The organism is Microbulbifer sp. ARAS458-1 (assembly GCF_045348205.1).
GTDB lineage: Bacteria > Pseudomonadota > Gammaproteobacteria > Pseudomonadales > Cellvibrionaceae > Microbulbifer.
Genome location: NZ_CP155838.1, coordinates 837,913 through 856,415, shown reverse-complemented (window position 1 = coordinate 856,415; position 18,503 = coordinate 837,913). Strand labels below are relative to the sequence as shown.

Here is an 18,503-nt window from a genome sequence, read left to right as displayed (position 1 = left end):
CTCCCTCCTCCTAGGCTGCAGGGGGCGCTGTGTTGGCAAAGGCCACATCCTCACCGGCAATGGCCAGTAGTTGCTGCAGATTCTTGCAGTTTTCTATGGAGAAACGCTGGCGGAACGCACCCCAGGCCACACCCACCGCCACGCGATAATCCGCATCGTTCAGCTTTCCCACCTCAGGCAGTGGCGCCGAATCCAGCTCACTGAGAATTCGCTCTACCCGAGCCTGCTGGCGACGGGTGTAGACATTTTCCTTGATATCCAGACCGCTGCGCTCCAGCAGGAACAGGTTGATGGCAGCATCCAGCAAAGTATTCGCTAGGCAGTAGCGATCCATATCCCGCGCGTCTGGAATAAACCCCTGCGCGGATTTTTCACGCACGTATTTCACAATGGAAGTGGAGTCGGTCAGTTTGATGTCGCCGTCTTCGAGAAACGGAACCCGCATGGTGGGGGTATCCGGGTTCTGGGTGCTATGGATATCCAGCTCCACCATTTCCCAGTCCAGGCCGGATTGCATCAGTGCCAGGCGGCAGTGGCGCACGAAGGGGGAAGTCAGGCTGCCAAATAGTTTCATCTCCGGGTGTTCCTTTTCTTTGATTTCACGGTGTTCGGGTGAGCGTGATTGATTCAGGGATGATCTCGAAAAGCTCCGCAGCCTGCAAATGAATATTTCCGATCGTCGATCAGGAAAGCACATTAAAAATTTTCACTTCCCTCAGGAATAAGTCACCTTCCCAGCCGTTGTCCCTGTGCAAGTCAACAGATTGCACCGAAAACCCAGAGGTTCACCAAGAGGACAACCCGATGCTAAATTTCAAAGCCATTTCCCGCTCGTTTGTTAAAAGCCAGCTGATTACTGCAGCCAGCCTGCTACTGGTGGCCAGCGCCCACGCCCAACCCCAGCACAGCGTATCGGCAGATATGCACAGCAGCGCCAACATCAACACCAACACCAACATCAACTCCAACATCAACACCAATGCCAACGCCGGCGTGCAGGCCCAGGCTGGCATGCAGGCGTCCACCAGCGCCAGTATTCACAGCAGTAAATCCGGGCAGACCGCAGCCGTTACCGAAGCAGGGGACTGGCAGGGTGCGGCGCAAACTGCCGAGCAACATGCCGATTCATCGATCGAGACCGCCAGCAGTAATCTGGAGGCTGCGACTGCGGGTGCCGCGGGTGCCGCAACCAATATTGCTGCCAGTACCGCCAACAGCCTTTCAACCCATGTCGCTGCAAACGCCGCAGAAAAACTGGATGCCGATGCCACTGCCAATGTCACCGGAGCGGTAGCCAGCAGTGTGGATCAGACGATCTCCTCTACCGTGGCTGCGACCACGCAAAGTGCCCTGGATGCAGAAATCGTCGGGCAGGTCGCCGCAGCGGTGAACGGTGAAATCGCCGGGGCAGTCGAGGAATCCGTCGAGGCGAGTGTGGCGCAGGCTATGGACACCTCTGTACTGGGCGACCTTTAAACAGCAGTCATCTTTTCCAGACTTTTCAAATAATGCCAATGCCGGGCCGCACAAGCGGCTCCGGCCTCGCGCAGGGAAATCGCAAGAGATCACATGGAATCCAGACAATGAATACGACAAACAAATTTCAGAAAAACTGCGGGATTTTTTATCCGGGCGTGCTCGCACTTTCCTGCGCCTTGTGTTCCGGCGCATCGGCTGCAGAAGTAAAAACCGATTTTTCTTTTGAAGCGAGTGCAGGCATGCAACACGATAGCAACCTTTCCATCCAGGAGCTGGACCGAGCACAAAATACGGGGGACAGCGCTTTTCTGCTGAACACCGACCTGCAGGGGAAGTTAACCGTTGACGAAGCATTTACCGTTAAGGGCGGCTATCGTCACCAGTGGAAGAACTATCAGACTTTCGAGGAGTTTGATCAGCGCACCGGCACCTGGTCGGTGGATGCCCGCTACGATTTCACCGTATTGACCATCGGTGCCAGCGCGCACCGCGCCGATGCCGCACTGGATAGCGAGCCATTCCTTACGCTTGTCCAGAGCAGTGTGTACGCGGGCAAACTGATTGGCGGCCGGGTATACCTGCGCGGCGCCCTGGGTCAGCGGGACAAAAATTTCTCCAACAATCCGTTGCGCGACGCAAAGGCCGATATTTTTGATGGCGATATGTTTGTGTTTTTTGCCGGAGCGCAAAGTTATTTCTCACTCGGCGCCGGTTGGGAGCGCGAGGACGCGGCCTCCGAAAGTCTCGATTTCAACGGGCGCAGCCTGCGCGCACGCCTCTCCCACAAGTTCGCGCTCGCCGGTACCGAAAACACCCTGCAGCTGGGAGGTCGGTTGAGCGAAAGGGAATACGTATCGGAATTTTCGCTGATGGATACACCGCTGGATTCCCCCAACCTGCCCTGGCAGGAGCCGGCGGTGACGCCCACGGATAAGGAAACGCGCCGGGACCTGCGCCGCACCCTGGATGCCAGCTGGGAACTGGCCTTTAACGAAGCGCTCTCTGTCACCGGCAAGCTCAGCCACGGCAATCATAGCTCACCACTGGCCGGTGCAGATTACGACGAGACGCTTGCCTCGCTGATGCTCAACCTGCGTTTTTAATCGAGAAAGCCGTAACCAAACACCGGGTCGCGGCCCGGCTCCCCCAGATCGCTGGCCCGTGCGGCCAGCTTTTCCATTACTGCACTGCTTGTTTTTGTCGCCACCTCCGGGTCGGTTGCCAGGCCCGGGTTGGTCGCCTGTTCACAGGCGGCAAAGGCGGACACGATCGGTGCGGCAATGGAAGTGCCGCTCTCGCGACCAAAGCGGCTGCCGCTGCGCGCGGTCATTACTCGCACGCCGTGCGCGGCAAAGTCCACATAGTCCCCGCGGTTGGCCCAGCGGTAAACATTCATCTGCTCATCCACCGCCGTGGCGGAAATCACTCCCGGGTAGGCCGCGGGATACAACGGTGGCGCCGCCGGGCCGCCATTGCCCGCGGCGGCCACCACGATTTTCCCCTGCGCCAGTACCCGCTTCAGTGCCGTTTCCAGTACCCGGTTGCCGGGACCGCTCAGGCTCATATTGATGACCTGTACATCCACCGACAGCAACCAGTCGAGCGCGCCGACCAAATGCATCATGGTGGCGCCCTGGGCAAACTGGTCCCGCGGGTAGAATACCGAAGCGTTGTACAGGGTCGCTTTGGGCAGCCGCGACAGGCCCGCCGGTGCGGCGCCGATCAGTACACCGGCCACTGCGGTGCCGTGGGCATCCGGTTGTGGCAATGAGGGATCCACAAACGACTGTTGTTCGATACGGTGGCCGCGAAACGCAGGGTGATCCAGTTGAATCGCGGTATCCACCATTCCGATGGACACGGGCGCGTCGCAGATGCTGGAAACCTCCACCGGTGCGTCACCCCCAACGGAGGACTCACTGGCGTTCTGCGGCCGGAAAATATGGTTGCGGTCGAAGCGCTCCACCAGGGACGCCGGCAGATGCCTGGACAGGGCGGCCCGGGAGTCCATGGCCGCCGGCACGCGAAAGCGCAGCAGGCTGAGACCCAGCCGGGTGTAATCGGTCTGCTCCAGAATCTCGATATCCAGCTTCTGCAGCAGGGCCAGTTCCCCAGTATCCAGCATCGCCAGCCACTGGCGCTCCACCGCCCATTCCCCCGGCGCCACCTCGACCTCCACCAGCGCCACGGCACCTCCGCCATTCAGCACCGGGATCCGGCGCAGGGTATCTGTGGCTGCGCCGGTAACCTGTTGCGCGGTGTCCGATAACTGCCGAGCCTGCTGTTGTGCCCGGCGCTCGGCCTGCCGCGCCGCTTGCGCTGCACGACGCTCCAGGTCCCGGGCCAGCCGCTCGCTTTCGCTGATGCCGTCAGAGATAGCCGGTCCCACGGCGTCCACCACCGGATCCAGATTGACGAGCTGAGCGCTCGCCGCCATCGGCAGGGCAAGCAGCAGCGCCAGCGCAGTCATACCGGTGCGCAGTGGATGTGTGGTGGGTTTCTTCAGTGGCGTTTTCATGGGTGGCATTCTCGCATTAGCCCGCCGCTTGGGAAAATGCGCGGCGCATACCGGTATCACGGCCCAACGGCGGTAAAATTCCCGCCGCCCGAAACTATTTCGATATTCCGGGAATAAACCGGGCACCGGGCCGTTACTGGAGAAACGGGAACGAGATAATGATCATGCAAGACGAGTTGACGTCACAGCTGCCAGAGCTACTCCCCGGGCTCAGGCGCTTTGCGTTTTCCCTCACCGGATCCATGGCGGATGCCGACGACCTGCTGCAGAGCACCGTAGAGCGGTTGCTGGACCGCAGGGTTCCGGAGGATGTGGCGCTGGCGAAATGGGCCTTCCGGGTATGCCGCAACCTGTGGATTGATGAATACCGGGCGCGCAAGGTGCGCCAACAGGCGGCAGAGCAGCCGGAGCTGAGTGAGGGCCAGATTGTGGACGGCGAGCGCGCGGTGGCCGGGGAAATGGAACTGGAGCGGGTCAACCGCGCCATGCACCAACTGCCGGATGAGCAGCGCTCGATTTTGTCTCTGGTGGCGCTGCAGGGGCTGTCCTACAAGGATGTGGCCGCCACCCTGGAGATACCCATCGGCACCGTAATGAGTCGTCTGGCGCGGGCCCGCGCCGCCCTCTGCGACGCCCTGAACACGCCTCCACACAAACAGGCAAGAACCGCCCACTGAGGACCACCCGATGAACGAGCACAGACAGACACAACCACCGGCGGTCACCGATGAACAGCTGAGTGCCTTTCTCGATGGAGAGCTGCCGGAACCGCAGATGGACGAGATCCGCGCGCTTTTGCTCGAGCACGAATCCCTCGCGGATCGCCTGGCGCAACTGGCGGCAGTAGACCAGACCGTGCGCCAGACCTACTCCGCCATCGACCAGCGACCCATGCCCGATGGGATCACCAGCCTGCTGGAAAAAGAGCGAGCCGGCAGCGCGCAGGTCATCGCCTTTCCCCTGTGGCGGCGGGCCCAGCGGCAGGTGCACCAGCAACTGCAACGCCACGCCGGCATGGCCGCCGCCATTGCCCTGGCCATCGGCCTCGGTGCCGGCTGGTTGCTGCCGACTACCGACAACAACGAAGGGCAGTGGCAGTCCGTCGCCGCCGGCCTGGAACAGGCTCCCAGCGGCGCCAGCCTGACACTGCCGGACGGCCGCGCCATCACCCCGCGCCTGACCTTCCGCAATCAGCAGGGGGACTACTGCCGCCAGTTCCAGCTGCGCGAAGCAAACGGAGGCTCGGAGAATATTGCCTGTCGCAACGACGGCGGCCAGTGGCAGCTGGCGGCCTCGGTACAGCTGGATGCGGTGCAGGCCCCCGGCAGTTACCAGACCGCCACCGGCGGCTCGCTGCTGGACAGCGCACTGGATGCGATGGCCGCAGAAACCCTGGCCCCGGCACAGGAACAAAAAATAATTGGAAAAGGCTGGAATAAAACCGGAGCCGAGCCGTCAACCCGGTAAATGACACGCTCACGCTTCGGCAAGGAAAGGGAAAACAACCATGACCAGTATCAGTAAAACATTCGTCACTAGTAAAACCGTCGCCACCGTTGCCGCCATCCTGGTCGCACTGTCACTGAGCACCGGCTGCGCGTCTCCCGGTGAGTCTCCGGACTACCGGGCGGCCAAGGGCGCGGGCTACGGCTACCAGGAGCGCAAGATCGCCGAAGACCGTTACCGGGTGAGTTACAAGGGCCGTGGCAACAAGCGCGGCGATGCCCGGGACTACGCCATGCTGCGCGCCGCCGAACTGACACTGCTCGAGGGTTACGACTGGTTTGTGGTGGTGCGCGAGGATACCCAGGTGGACCGGGGCGATATGGATCCCAATGCCCACGGCGGAATTAGTGCCAGTACCAACTACCGCAGTGGCCCCGACTACGTGACTACCCGCGAATGTGGGTTGCTCACGTGCACCAGCCGCACACGCCCGGCCTCCACAAGCTACGCCGCCAGCCTGCACAGTGGAAGCCATGCGCAGCCCAGCCACCGCACCAGCACCGAGGCCAGCCTGGAAATTCGCATGGGTCGCGGGGTGCGACCGGCGGGCACCAGCGGGAGCGAGGAAGCTATCGAGAGTTACGACGCGCTGGAAGTCCGCGATAATCTGGGCCGCGACTGAATACCAGCCTGACTTCGCCGTGCGGTTAGCTAAAGCGCTCCCGCACCTGCTGCCAGGTAGCGAGCGCGCTTTGGCTGTGCAGGCACACGGTCAGCATCTCGAAATCCCCCCGCGCCTTGTTCAGCACATCCAGCCCCTGGTGAGCAGCGATTTCATGGGGGAAGCGATTGGTGCCCGCCCCCAGGGCCGGAAACAACAGGCGCTGCAGTCCTTGTTCACGGGCGAGTCCCAGCACACTCTCGTAACACCGGCGCAGTTGCACCAGTGCCTCGGCTCCCCACTGGTCACCGCTGCTCCACTGGGGTGTGACCGTGTGAATCAAGTGGTTCACGAATAGATCGGGGGCGGTGGTGATCCGCGCCTCTCCCACCGGGCACTCCGGCAGCTGCGAGCACTCACTCACCAGCGCCTCACCGGCCCGTTCGAAGATCTGCTCCGACAGCCCTCGCCCGCGAATCAGATGCTTGTGCGCCGGACACACCAGTGCATCCGCCTCCAGAGTGAGAACGTCATCACAAATTAGTTGCAGCTGTCCCATGGGCCTCTCCGCGCCTAAGGCTTTCGCCATTACTATAGCCCGCTCGACCCCCGCTGCCGGCGGGACTAAGGGCTGAAGGACCAGGCCATCTAGAAAAACGACAACTCCATGGAAACTACCACACGAAGATCCTCGACCGGATGCTCCGACCCGGTCACTCAAGCACGCGCCCTGGAACTGCGGCGGCGCATCCAGGCTTCCGGCTACATGCTGATTTTCGCCCTCGCCATCACCGGCGCCATGGGCGTGATCGCACTAATGGGCGCCGACCTGTTTCTGTCCGCCAGCCTGTTCGCCGTGGCCGGCGTGATCCTGCTGTCCTATGTGGGCGTCAATGTCGCCGGCCCCAGCAGTAAAACCCCATTGTTGGTGGGGGCTTTACTTTTAGTGCTGTATTTCTACCTGCTGCTGTCCGGTGGAGTGAACAACACCGGCCTGATGTGGGCAGTGATGCTGGTGCCCGGGTTTATCAATCTGTACGGCTACAAATGGGGCACGGTTACCCTCGCCGGTATCGGCGGCGCCACCGCATTGATTCTGTTTTACCCGGATTTCCCCGGCCTGCTGGCGAGCTACGACACCGCCCACCGCGCGCGCTTCATCGCCGTATTCGGTGCCCTGACGGCACTCACCGCGATTCTCGACAGCAGCCGCCACCAGACCCAGCAGATGCTGCACAAGCTCACCGCGGAGCTTGAGAGCCATGCCAGTACCGATGCGCTGACCGGGCTGGCAAACCGCCGCGAGGCTTACCGCGCCATCGACGAACTGGAACGCCGCAACCGCGAGCTGGCAGGGCGCTACACCGTACTCATCGGTGATCTCGACAGCTTCAAGGCGATCAACGATACCTACGGCCACGGTTTTGGCGATCAGGTTCTGCAGGATGTGGCGGATGTGCTGCGCAACAACACCCGCGCCGATGACATAGTCGCGCGCTGGGGAGGGGAGGAGTTTCTGATTCTGCTGCCCAATACCGATGTCCAGGGTGGCGGCATTCTGGCAGAGAAACTGCGCCACAAGGTGGAAGCACTGAGCGCGCGCTACGAGGAAGATGTACACATATCCATCAGCTTTGGGGTTGCCGAAGGTGGCGCCAACTCCAGCCTCCCGCAAAGCCAGAGTCAACTGCTGGCAGAGGCGGACTCGCGGATGTATCGAGCCAAAACTGCTGGGCGCAATCAGGTCATCAGCACCGACTGACCGGAACCCACAGACACCAGACATCCGCCAACAGACGCCCGCTGATTACCGGCTCCGCTTCCGCGCGCTGTGAAATTAACTCGCGACTATATCTGTGGTTGCCGCTATGCGGCACCACTGCCGAATCACGCGACGTGCTGCAGCAGCTTTTCCCTGACCTCCTGGGGAATCGGCGCTTTACCCTGCTGGGCATAGTCGAAGTGCACCATCACACAATCCCCCTTTGCAACAAGCTTGCCTTTTTGCCATACCTCCTGATGGATGGTCATCGAGGTATTGCCCACCGCACTCAGGCTGGTACGAATCTCTACCGGTGAGTAGAGATAAATCTGCGCGACAAAATCCACATCCATTTTTTTGAGGATGAGGTTCCACTGGTTCAGGTTCAGATCCGGATTGAATAGCTGAAAAATCGGCGTGCGCCCCTGCTCGAACCACACGGGTACCACGGTATTGTTGATATGCCCGAGGGCGTCGGTCTCGCTGAAGCGCGGCTCTATCTGGTAAGTGAACATCGATTTTTTTCTCTCGCCTAAACGGATTAAATGCGGCAGCGCAGATTTAATCAGCTGGCGGCCCCATCATCCAGACATCATCGGCCGTAAATCGCCGATACTCCGGACAATTGTTTGCATTTGCAATCGGCTGCGGCATATCTGATCAAGTCTGCGTAAAATCTGCGCCCGAATCCGCTACGCTGTGTTTTCGGTCCACGCCCAGTCTGCAGCATCTAAACGACCAGAATCGATTTATGAGTCAAAAAGATAAACGCCCCCTGTATATTCCGCACGCCGGCCCCTCCCTGCTGGAGATTCCCCTGCTCAACAAGGGCAGCGCCTTCACTCTGCAGGAGCGCATCGAGTTCAATCTGATCGGGTTATTGCCCACCAATGTGGAATCCATCAACGAGCAGGTGCGCCGCGCCTATCACCAATATCAACAGTGCAATACGGATCTGGAACGCCATATTTACCTGCGTGCGATTCAGGACGACAACGAGACGCTGTTCTTTCGCCTGATCGAGCAGCACATTGAAGAGATGCTGCCAATCATCTACACGCCCACCGTAGGCGCCGCCTGTGAGGAATTTTCGAATATCTACCGCAACCACCGCGGCCTGTTTGTGTCCTATCCGGACCGCAAGCATATGGACGACATTCTGCGCAGCGCGACCAAACAGAATGTAAAAGTCATTGTGGTCACCGACGGCGAACGGATCCTCGGTCTCGGCGATCAGGGCATCGGCGGTATGGGAATTCCCATCGGCAAACTGTCCCTGTACACCGCCTGTGGCGGCATCAGCCCGGCCTACACGCTGCCGGTGACGCTGGATGTGGGCACCAACAACCGCACCCTGCTGAATGACCCCATGTACATGGGCTGGCGCAACGAGCGTATCTCCCAGGAGGAGTACGACGAGTTTATCGAAGAGTTTATCGCCGCGGTAAAACGCCGCTGGCCCAAGGTATTGATTCAGTTTGAGGATTTCGCCCAGACCAATGCCATGCCCATCCTGAATCGCTACCGCGACAAGGTGTGTTGCTTCAATGACGACATCCAGGGCACTGCTTCTGTGGCACTGGGCACCATGCTGGCGGCCTGCAAGGCGAAAGACGAGAAGCTCTGCAAACAGAAAGTGCTGGTGGTGGGCGCCGGCTCCGCCGGTTGTGGCATCGCCGAGCAGGTGGTCGCGGCGATGGTGAATGACGGCCTGAGCGACGCCAAGGCCCGCGAGCGTATCTTCATGTTCGACCGCTACGGCCTGGTCACCAGTGACATGAAAGGCCTGCACGACTTCCAGGAAAAGCTCGCTCAGAGCACCGACAAATATCCGCAGGCGCCGGAGTGGGATCTGCAAACCCTGATCGAACAGGTGAAGCCCACGATACTGATCGGCGTATCCGGCCAGGGCGGTCTGTTTACCCAACCGGTAATCGAAGCGCTGCACAAGGGCTGCAAGCGCCCGCTGGTCATGCCCCTGTCCAACCCCACTTCCCGTGCAGAAGCGACGCCCCAGGAAGTGATGGCGTGGACCCAGGGCGAAGCCATGGTGGCCACTGGCAGCCCGTTCGAGCCGGTTGAACTCAACGGCAAGAAGTATCCGATTGCCCAGTGCAACAACGTGTATATCTTCCCCGGTATCGGCCTCGGGGTCATCGCGGCCAACGCCAGCCGGGTAACCGAAAATATGCTGATGGCGGCATCCAACGCGCTGGCAGAAAATGCGCCGGTGGTGCAGAAGGGCAGTGGCGCGCTGCTGCCGTCGCTATCAGATATCCGCGATGTGGGCAAGGCCATCGCCATGGCGGTGGGGCTGCAGGCACAGGAAGACGGCGTGGCTCCGGGTATCACCCGGGAAAAACTGGAAAAGAATATCGAAAAGAATTTCTGGTCGCCCAATTATCGGCGCTACCGTCGCGTGGCTTTTTGAGACACTCGTAAAAAAATAGCGGGCGCCAGGCCCGCTATTTTCACGAGATTGGGGAGATCAGTTTTTTACGCTTTCTACCCAGGCATTCACCCGCTTCTCCAGCAGCGGCAATGGCAGCGCGCCGCCACCAAGAACCGTGTCGTGGAAGGCGCGAATATCGAATTGATCGCCCAATTCTTTTTCTGCGTTGGCGCGCAGCTCTTCAATTTTCAGCATGCCGATTTTGTAGGAAGTCGCCTGTCCGGGATAAGTCAGGTAACGACGCACCTCGGAGCGTACCGCGCCCTCCGGAATCGCAGAATTCTCCAGGAAGTACTCCACCGCCTGCTCCTGGCTCCAGCCTTTGGCGTGCATGCCGGTATCCACTACCAGGCGAATCGCACGCCACATTTCTGCGGTCAGGCGGCCGAAGTCGCGATAGGGGTCTTTAAACTGTCCCATTTCCTTGGAAAGTTTTTCCGAGTAGAGCGCCCAGCCTTCGATATACGGCGTGAAGTGTGCCTGGGTACGGAATTGCGGAATATTTTCCAGCTCCTGGGCGATGGAAATCTGCATATGGTGACCCGGGTTCCCCTCGTGATAGGTCACCGTCTCCATATCCGCCTTGGACAGCGCACTCATGTCAGACATATGCACATAGTAAGTACCGGGGCGGGATCCATCCGGAGTAGCTGATGAATAGTGCTGCGCACCACCGGGTACTTCACGGAAGGGCTCAACGCGTTTCACCACCAGATCCGCCTTGGGCAGGATGCCGAAGTATTCCGGCAGCTTGGCTTCGATGTCGGCGAGGTAGCCTTCGACCTCTTCGAGATATTCCTTGCGACCCTCATCGGTGTTGGGGTAATAGAATTTGTCGTCGGTGCGGATGTAGGTAAAGAATTCCTGCAGGTCGCCGTCAAACTCCACCTGGTCCTTGATCGCTTCCATTTCCTTGCGGATACGTGCCACCTCATCCAGGCCGAGCTGGTGCACCTCATCGGCGGTCATCGGCAGGGTGGTGTAATGGGCCAGGCGGTTGGCGTAGTAGCTGTCTCCGTCCGGCAGGTTGGAAACGCCACGCGGCTCCTCGTCGGCGTTTACCCGGTCTTCTTTCAGCCACGCGATATAGGCATCGTAGGAAGGTTTCATTTTACTGGTCAGGGCTTCCGCGACCTGTTCCTGTAATTCCTTCGCAGTGGCATCGTCGATGGTGCCGGCCTCTTTCAACGCCGCGATCTTTTTCTTCGCGTCGCCCATCAGCGGTGCGTCTTCGCCATCGCTGAACGGTTGACCTGTGGTGACTTTCTGGGCGCGCTCAATCGCCAGGTCATAGGCAAATTGCGGCGGGCGGATACCCTTTTTCGCGGAGCCCTGGGCACGCTCCAGCAGCTGGCCGAGGGCGGTGCTGATACCGCCAATACGGGCGATGTAATCGCGCATATCCTGCTCGGTTTCCACTTTTTGCTGGTTGATCATAAAGGTCGGCAACTGGGCTTCCGGCCCACCCAGCTCGCTGGCGAAGTAGCTGTGGTCCGCGAAAGGCTGGTTTGCCTTTTCCTGCTCGTATTGCTGAATCCACAGATCGTAGGACTCTTTACCCTCGGCGGAGAGCTTGTCGTAATCAAACTGCTTTTTCATTTCCTCGACGGTCGCTTTCTTCCACGCCAGCTCGCGTTCGTCCGCGGCCTTGGTCATATCGTCGATCTTGTCGTACTGCTCCTTGCGGCCCAGGTAGCTGAGCTGAATCGGGCTGAACTGCAGTTTTTCTTCGAACTTTGCATCGAACCATTCGGTAAGACGTTTGGTTTCATCCTGTTGCGACTCCGCGGTCTCCGGGAGCTGGTTTGCCTGTTCACCGGACTTGGCCGCCACGGGCTGCTCAGATTGCTTATTGGGGTCGTCACTCTGCTGACAGCCAGCCACAGCCGCTGCGATCACCAGACTCAGGAGCGCTTTGCGCATAATTTAGCCTCTTGTAAAAGCGTTTTATAAATAGGAAACCGATCCACACTCAATATCAGGGGTAGGATATGGAATGTAACAGTATCGATTCGATGAAAAATATCAGCCGATTTTCGCTACTTTCTTTTCTTCACTGTTAACGATGTGCAGTTCCCGCTGAGGGAAGGGAATGGTGAGCCCCTCGGCTTCCAGCGCCGGCTTGAGCTTCTTCATCAACTCCCAGTACACATCCCAATAATCGTCGGTCTTGGCCCAGGCCCGCAGGTGCAGGTTTACCGAACTGTCCGCAAGTGCACGCACCGCGTAAGCGGGCTCCGGGTCAGTGAGAATCCGCGGCTCCTGCGCCACCAGATTGCGCAGCACGCGCATACCGGTTTCGATGTCATCGCCATAGGCGATACTGGCGATGATTTCGATCCGCCGACTGGAGTTGCGGGTGAAATTAGTCAGGGTCTCGCCCCACACCTTGTCATTGGGAGCGGATATACGCAGCCCGTCGGGCGTGTCCATTTCGGTGGTGAACAGTCCGATCTTGCGTACGGTGCCGATGGTGCTGCCAAACTGAATGGTTTCACCTACGCGAAACGGGCGCAGCCCCAAAAGCACAAATCCGGCTGCAATGCTTTGCAGGGTGTCTTTCAATGCGAGACCCACCGCGAGACCGGCGGCACCCAGCAGAGCGACCAGCGAGGTGGTATTGGCACCGAAAATATCCAGTACCACCAGGCCACCCACCACATAGGTGCCCCACACCGCGAGGGTTTCCAGTACCGGTACCAGAGTCTCATCGATGCCGCGTTCGGTAAGACGGTTCACTGCGCGGGAGACGATTTTTGCCGCAATCCAGGTTACCAGCAGGGCCAACAGGGCCCATAGAATATTCAGGCCCACGTCGATAAGTACCGGCCACAGCTCTTCCATTTGCGCTTTCAGTCCGTCCACAGCGTAATCTCCCGATTCAAAGTTCAGTGCGAAGCATAAGGCAGGGAAGGCCCCGAGGGCTATGGGGCCCCTGAGAAGAAATAGTGCTGTACCAGCTGCAGTACGAGCAGGGTAAGTACCAGAATAAAAATAAGATTTTGGCGATTCATAACCGGTATCTGAAAATAATTGTCAACCTGAAGCGGGCAGAGTCAGCAGGCCTTCGGCTACCAGCCAGTCCCGGGATTCGCGCAGCATATCCGCAAGCGGCATCGCATTGCGATAGCCCAGTTCACGCTCCGCGCGGGTGGAGTCAGCCAGCGCGCGACTGGTCAACATACTCGCCTTCTGTGGCGTTACCGCAGGTTCGCGGCCACTGATACGGGATACCGCATCGGACACTGCAGCGATACCATGAATGAGCAGCGCGGGGGTGTTGCGCCGTGGGGCCGGCACTCCCACCAACTCGGCAATGGTGCGGAAGAACTCGAGAAAGCTCGCATCGATACCGGCGAGAATATAGTTTTCACCGCTGCGACCGCGGTGGAAAGCCTCAATATGCGCCCGCGCCACGGCACCCGCGTGGCAGAACGAACCGGCTCCAGGCGGCACCCCCGGCAACCTGTTCTCCGCCAGCAGGAAAAATGTCTGCGCCCAGCTGGACACATCGTACTTGCCCACAATGGCACAGGGGTTGAGAAGCACCGCGTCGAGACCGCGCGCAATCTCGTCACGCACCGCAAGCTCCGCGTGCAGTTTTGAATAGTGGTAGTGGTAACGGGGATTGGTGGCCAGTTGCGGACTGGCCTCGCTGATGACACCTTGCTGGTGGCCGTAGGCCGAGATGGAACTGGTGACGATCATGCGCCCCGGCTTGCACTGGCGGGCAAAATGCTGCCGCACCGCCTGCGCGAGGTTGGCAGACCCCACCACGTTATCCTGCCACTGTTGCGCATCGCCACCACGCCACATACTGGTATTACCGGCGAGATGAAACACCGCATCCAGCTCCGCCGGCAAGGCATTTTGCAGGGACTCCAGACTGTCGAGAGAGGCCTGCACCGGAGTGGCCCCCAGCATCCGCAGACGCCGGGTACTGGAGTCGGGACGGTGCATGGCGGTGACTTGCCAGCCATCGCCAATCAGCTGTTCGATCAGGTTGGCGCCGAGAAAGCCGGTGCCACCGGTTACAAATGCGCGCATCGTGTCTTCCGATTCCGGGGCGCGGAATGCGCCCCTGGATAACAGAGACTACTTGATCTCCAGCCCCAATTCATGGGCAAGAAACGCATACTGGTTGGTAAAGTCTTCCACCTGCATCCACACCGGCTTGCCGGCACCGTGGCCCGCGCGGGTTTCCACTGCTAGATAGATCGGGTTGTCACAACCCTGGTCCCGCTGCAGTGCCGCGGCGAACTTGTAGCTGTGCCAGGGCACCACACGGTCATCGCGGTCCGCGGTAGTAATCAAAGTGGCCGGATAGCAGGTGCCCTTTTTGGTATTGTGCACCGGGGAATAGGCGTAGAGCGCCTTGAACTCGTCCTTGTTTTCCGACAGGCCATAGTCGCTCGACCACTGGCGCGCATTGGCCGAGGCCGTGTGATAACGCAGCATATCCAGCACGCCGACGATGGGCAGGGCTACCTTGAACAGTTCCAGCCGCTGCACTTCGGTAGCGCCCACCAGCAGGCCACCATTGGAGCGCCCCATAATGCCGAGCTTATCCGGTGAGGTGATCTTTTCTTCGATCAGCCATTCCGCTGCGCCAATGAAATCGTCGAACACATTCTGTTTCTGCAGTTTGGTACCGGCCTTGTGCCAGTCGCCACCGTATTCACTACCACCGCGCAGGCTCACCATGGCGAAGGTGCCGCCCATATCCAGCCAGCCAGCGAAGCGCGTATAAAACTGCGGTAGCTGCGCCGCATTGAATCCGCCGTAGCCGTACAGCAGGGTAGGGTTTTGGCCATCTTTTTTCAGGCCTTTTTTTCCGACCAGAAAGAGGGGAACCCGGGTGCCATCTTTACTGGTGAAGAAATGCTGACTGACGGTGTAATCGGAAAAGTCCGTGGGATACTCCGGCGCTTTGACCTTTTTGCTTTTGCCACTGGCCACATCCAGCTTGTAAATGCTGGGCGGGGTCAGGAAATTGCTAAACGCATAGTAGGTTTCCGAGTCGTCCGGATCACCGTAGAAACCTTCCACGGTGCCCATACCGGGCAATTGCAGTTCGTACTGCTGTTTGCCATTCAGATCGGTCACCAGCACCTTGGATTTCGCATCCTCCAGGTAGTGCAGCACAAAGCGACCACCGATCAGGCTGGCACCCTGCAGGGCGTTTTTCTGCTCTGGCACCAGGGTTTTCCAGTGGGCTTTTTCCGGCTTGTCCAGATCGATGGCAACAATGCGGCCATTGGTTGCGTCGGCATTGGTTTCGAAAAAGAACGTTTTGCCGTCGTTGCCGAGGAAGGTGTAGAGAGCGTCCCAGCCGTCCAGTAGTTTGACGACTTCGGCCTTGGGATCCGTCAGATCCTTGTAGTAAACCCCGTTGCTGTCATAGCCATCGAAAATACCGAGGATCAGGTATTTTCCGTCGTCACTGACTTCTGCGCCCGGGTTGCGGGTGGGATGATCGGTAATCTGGTAAATCAGCTGATCCTTGCTCTGGGGCTCGCCGATTTTATGGAAGTAGACGGAGACCTGCTTGCTGTCGTCGGCACTGCCGTCCTGGTTAAACGGGTAGCGGCTGTAGTAAAAACCAGATTCGTCCTTGGCCCAGCTGGCGCCGCTGAATTTGATCCCGGTCAGGCGATCCGGAATCAGGCGGCGTGTTTTCAGGTCGCGCACATGGTAATCGGTCCAGTCAGTACCGCCGTCGGAGGTACCATAGGCGAGGTAGCGGCCATTAGGGCTGACCGAATAACGTTTGGCCGCAATAGTGCCATCCTCACTGAGTGCGCGGGGATCCAGTACCACGCCGCCATCCTTGTGGATATCGCGGGTGCTGTAAAAAACGCTCTGGTCCCAGGTACCATCGTTGTACTCGTAAAAAACCTGTCCGGCTTTCTTGTAAGGCACTCCGTACCGCTCGTACTGCCACAGCTCGGTAAGACGCTTGTTGATCTTGTCCCAACCAGGCAGTGCCTTGAGTTTGGGCAGCGAGAAGTCGTTCTGGGCGGTCACCCAGTCTTTGACCGGCTTGGATTCCTGGTCTTCGAGCCAGCGGTAGGGATCGCTGACACTGGTGCCAAAGTAATCATCTTTCTGCGCGACGGTTGCGGTTTCGGGGTACTTGAGCGCGGATTTATCACTGTTTGCAGCGATGGCGGTTACCGCGGCGATCACGGGAATAGCCGCCCCGGCGATGAGGGTCAAAGCGGTCTTGTTCATGGAGACTTCCGGTTTTTTATTGGCGATCAGTAGGCTAATCTAGAAAATTCGCCGCCAAGCATCCAGCGGGCAACAGAATTTTAGAAGAGGTTATCGATGAAAGGCCTGATTCAGCGGGTAAAACACGCGAAAGTGGAAGTCGGCAGTGAATCCGTCGGCGCCATTGATCACGGAATCCTGCTGCTGCTCGGTGTCGAGGCCACCGATACGGAAGCCACCGCAGACAAGCTGCTGCACAAGGTTTTGCATTACCGGATTTTCAGCGACGACCAGGGCAAGATGAACCTGAATGTGCAACAGGCCGCTGGCGGACTGCTCGTCGTCAGTCAGTTCACCCTGGTGGCGGACACCGCCAAAGGGTTGCGCCCAAGTTTCAGCCGCGGAGCCAGTCCAGAGCAGGCCAATGATCTGTATGAATACTTCCTCGCGGAGGCGCAGAGCAAAATTGCCGACGGCTGCCCTGTCGCCGGTGGTCAGTTCGCTGCGGACATGCAGGTATCACTGTGCAACGATGGGCCAGTCACCTTTTTACTGGAGGTCTGACCCTCCATTGACGCCCGAGCGCGCTTGCTGAGCGCCGCGAGCTGCGTCTTACGCTGCTCTTTGGACTCGGCGCCCAGTTGCTCTACCGCTCGATAAAATGCTTCCCAGTCGCCGCCGCTATCTTTGTACAACTGCACGAAAGCCGGCACCTGTGACTGATATTCGCTAACCAGAGCGAGGGTGGCATTGTTCGTTTTCTCGATCATCTGGGCGAATTTTTCGTCCTGGGTCCAGCCTTCAGACTCTTTGCGATAGCAGTGGCGCAGCCGCTGCAGGGTATTGGCCTTGCGCTCGCGCTTCTCGTCATCGGTCAAATCCGAACGGTAAATATCCTGCAGTTGCCTGCGCGCACTTACCATCAAACCGTTCACCCGCCGAGCCTGCTCCACGTTCGCCACCCTGGGAGCGGGAATACCATTGCGCTTGCGCCACGCCGGCAGGGCGATACGCGACACAGCCGTGGCAAAACTCTCGTTAAACTGAGTATCTCCAGCAATATAAACCCGGCGGTGCGCCAATTCATGGAATAGCAAACTGGCCAATCGATCCGGCTTCCAGTCAACAAAACTCGAGAGCACCGGATCGTCAAACCAGCCGAGGGTACTGTAGGCCGGCACCGGCCCCAGATACACGTCGTAGCCCTGGGCCCTCAGCTGTCCCGCCTGGGTCTGGGCATCGCGTTTGTCGAAGTAGCCGCGGTAACTGGCGCAGCCGGCAATGGGGTAGCACCAGCGTTTGGGAGACAGGGAGAACTCCGGCGCAGCCACGACGTTATACAGTACGTATTCGTCTTCCAGCTGGGTAAAGTCGCTGTAGGCCGTACCCACAGGCAGGTGCAGCTCGCCGGCTGCATAAGCGCGGATCGACTGCACCCACTCCAACTGCCGCCGCAGCTTTGGGTCCGTCTGCTCCTCCTGCACCAGGCAGTCAATTGACTCGCGACCCGCCAAAATCTTCAGCTGGCCAGTGGCAGCCTGAGAATAGAAATACACGGTCTCACAGCCGCCGGCCAAAATTGCGCCCACCAGTACCAAAAGGCGCAGCAGTGGGCGCCCCTTTTCACAGGCAAAGATGAAGAGCCGCGGTTGAGCGGCTAATTTAACTCTGGAGAGAAAACGTTGAATCAGGGAGTCGTCCATGCCGCCCGTTGCCGCTGTTTCGCTGGTGTTTTTACTGGTACTCAGTGCCGTGCTGTGGATTTATCTGATACGGCTTTCTTTTGGTATTTCTACAGTAATGGGTATCGCTGCGCTGATTTTCCCACCTCTTCCCCTGCTTCTGCTACTCGCAAACTCTGAGCATAGGAGACAACTGGCTCTGTTGTCTGTGGCGATCTTACTGCTTTCCAGCATAGTCGCTCTCCCCGACTAACCCTGATTACCTGCAACACGGTGAGCGAGGCCGGCCA

18 protein-coding genes are annotated in these 18,503 nt (G+C 59.0%); 9 read left to right on the top strand and 9 right to left on the bottom strand.

Features of this window, described 5'->3' with window-relative positions:
- Positions 1-10: 10 nt before the first annotated feature.
- Positions 11-574, bottom strand: a complete 564-nt coding sequence (locus tag AAFH99_RS03485; RefSeq protein ID WP_043319996.1) for a glutathione S-transferase family protein — start codon at positions 572-574, stop codon at positions 11-13.
- A 230-nt stretch (positions 575-804) separates the two neighbouring features.
- On the opposite strand from AAFH99_RS03485, the gene AAFH99_RS03480 reads away from it, so the two are divergent.
- Positions 805-1,476: a hypothetical protein gene (locus AAFH99_RS03480; protein ID WP_406828650.1), complete on the top strand. Its 672-nt coding sequence runs from the start codon at positions 805-807 to the stop codon at positions 1,474-1,476.
- 107 nt (positions 1,477-1,583) lie between these two features.
- Positions 1,584-2,582, top strand: coding sequence for a hypothetical protein (locus AAFH99_RS03475; protein WP_406828649.1), 999 nt, complete (start codon positions 1,584-1,586; stop codon positions 2,580-2,582).
- Here AAFH99_RS03475 and AAFH99_RS03470 read toward each other — a convergent pair.
- Positions 2,579-3,997 (bottom strand): S8 family serine peptidase, encoded by a 1,419-nt coding sequence (locus tag AAFH99_RS03470; RefSeq protein ID WP_406828648.1) that lies wholly within the window; start codon positions 3,995-3,997, stop codon positions 2,579-2,581. The genes AAFH99_RS03475 and AAFH99_RS03470 overlap by 4 nt on opposite strands.
- Positions 3,998-4,155: 158 nt before the next feature.
- Here AAFH99_RS03470 and AAFH99_RS03465 point away from each other — a divergent pair, with 158 nt between their 5' ends.
- The 3 genes from AAFH99_RS03465 to AAFH99_RS03455 are packed head-to-tail and all read left to right on the top strand — an operon-like array spanning position 4,156 to position 6,125.
- Positions 4,156-4,674, top strand: coding sequence for an RNA polymerase sigma factor (locus AAFH99_RS03465; protein WP_231759101.1), 519 nt, complete (start codon positions 4,156-4,158; stop codon positions 4,672-4,674).
- Positions 4,675-4,684: 10 nt separating this feature from the next.
- Positions 4,685-5,464, top strand: a complete 780-nt coding sequence (locus AAFH99_RS03460) for a hypothetical protein (RefSeq protein WP_406828647.1) — start codon at positions 4,685-4,687, stop codon at positions 5,462-5,464.
- 40 nt (positions 5,465-5,504) lie between these two features.
- The gene (locus AAFH99_RS03455) at positions 5,505-6,125 is read left to right on the top strand and encodes a CC0125/CC1285 family lipoprotein (protein ID WP_406828646.1); all 621 of its coding nucleotides are present in this window, start codon (positions 5,505-5,507) and stop codon (positions 6,123-6,125) included.
- Positions 6,126-6,150: 25 nt separating this feature from the next.
- Here AAFH99_RS03455 and AAFH99_RS03450 read toward each other — a convergent pair whose 3' ends face one another.
- Positions 6,151-6,663, bottom strand: a complete 513-nt coding sequence (locus AAFH99_RS03450) for a macro domain-containing protein (RefSeq protein WP_043319993.1) — start codon at positions 6,661-6,663, stop codon at positions 6,151-6,153.
- Between the two features lie 108 nt (positions 6,664-6,771).
- Between AAFH99_RS03450 and AAFH99_RS03445 the strand changes: the two genes are divergently transcribed.
- Positions 6,772-7,866, top strand: coding sequence for a diguanylate cyclase (locus tag AAFH99_RS03445; RefSeq protein ID WP_051687274.1), 1,095 nt, complete (start codon positions 6,772-6,774; stop codon positions 7,864-7,866).
- A gap of 125 nt (positions 7,867-7,991) precedes the next feature.
- Here the strand turns inward: AAFH99_RS03445 and AAFH99_RS03440 are convergent, their stop codons facing one another.
- A complete protein-coding gene (locus AAFH99_RS03440; protein ID WP_406828645.1) occupies positions 7,992-8,381 on the bottom strand; it encodes an acyl-CoA thioesterase in 390 nt (129 codons plus the stop codon).
- Positions 8,382-8,617: 236 nt separating this feature from the next.
- Between AAFH99_RS03440 and AAFH99_RS03435 the strand changes: the two genes are divergently transcribed.
- Positions 8,618-10,297, top strand: a complete 1,680-nt coding sequence (locus AAFH99_RS03435; RefSeq protein WP_406828644.1) for an NAD-dependent malic enzyme — start codon at positions 8,618-8,620, stop codon at positions 10,295-10,297.
- Positions 10,298-10,354: 57 nt separating this feature from the next.
- On the opposite strand, the gene AAFH99_RS03430 is transcribed toward AAFH99_RS03435, so the two are convergent.
- From AAFH99_RS03430 to AAFH99_RS03415, 4 genes are all read right to left on the bottom strand, one after another.
- Entirely contained in the window at positions 10,355-12,241 is a 1,887-nt protein-coding gene (locus tag AAFH99_RS03430; RefSeq protein ID WP_406828643.1) for a DUF885 domain-containing protein, read from the bottom strand.
- Positions 12,242-12,343: 102 nt separating this feature from the next.
- Entirely contained in the window at positions 12,344-13,183 is an 840-nt protein-coding gene (locus tag AAFH99_RS03425; RefSeq protein WP_156035334.1) for a mechanosensitive ion channel family protein, read from the bottom strand.
- Between the two features lie 171 nt (positions 13,184-13,354).
- Positions 13,355-14,365 carry an NAD-dependent epimerase/dehydratase family protein gene (locus tag AAFH99_RS03420; RefSeq protein WP_406828642.1) on the bottom strand — a complete coding sequence of 337 codons (1,011 nt, stop codon included), beginning with the start codon at positions 14,363-14,365 and terminating at the stop codon, positions 13,355-13,357.
- 48 nt (positions 14,366-14,413) lie between these two features.
- Complete coding sequence (locus tag AAFH99_RS03415) at positions 14,414-16,552, bottom strand: prolyl oligopeptidase family protein (protein ID WP_406828641.1); 2,139 nt, start codon at positions 16,550-16,552, stop codon at positions 14,414-14,416.
- A 96-nt stretch (positions 16,553-16,648) separates the two neighbouring features.
- Between AAFH99_RS03415 and dtd the strand changes: the two genes are divergently transcribed.
- Positions 16,649-17,095, top strand: a complete 447-nt coding sequence (gene dtd, locus AAFH99_RS03410) for a D-aminoacyl-tRNA deacylase (RefSeq protein ID WP_406828640.1) — start codon at positions 16,649-16,651, stop codon at positions 17,093-17,095.
- On the opposite strand, the gene AAFH99_RS03405 is transcribed toward dtd, so the two are convergent.
- Positions 17,026-18,234, bottom strand: a complete 1,209-nt coding sequence (locus AAFH99_RS03405; protein ID WP_406828639.1) for an aminopeptidase — start codon at positions 18,232-18,234, stop codon at positions 17,026-17,028. The two genes, dtd and AAFH99_RS03405, sit on opposite strands and share 70 nt — an antisense overlap.
- Between AAFH99_RS03405 and AAFH99_RS03400 the strand changes: the two genes are divergently transcribed.
- On the top strand, positions 18,233-18,466 hold the full coding sequence (locus tag AAFH99_RS03400) for a hypothetical protein (RefSeq protein ID WP_043319985.1): 234 nt from the start codon (positions 18,233-18,235) through the stop codon (positions 18,464-18,466). The two genes, AAFH99_RS03405 and AAFH99_RS03400, sit on opposite strands and share 2 nt — an antisense overlap.
- Positions 18,467-18,503: the final 37 nt, after the last annotated feature.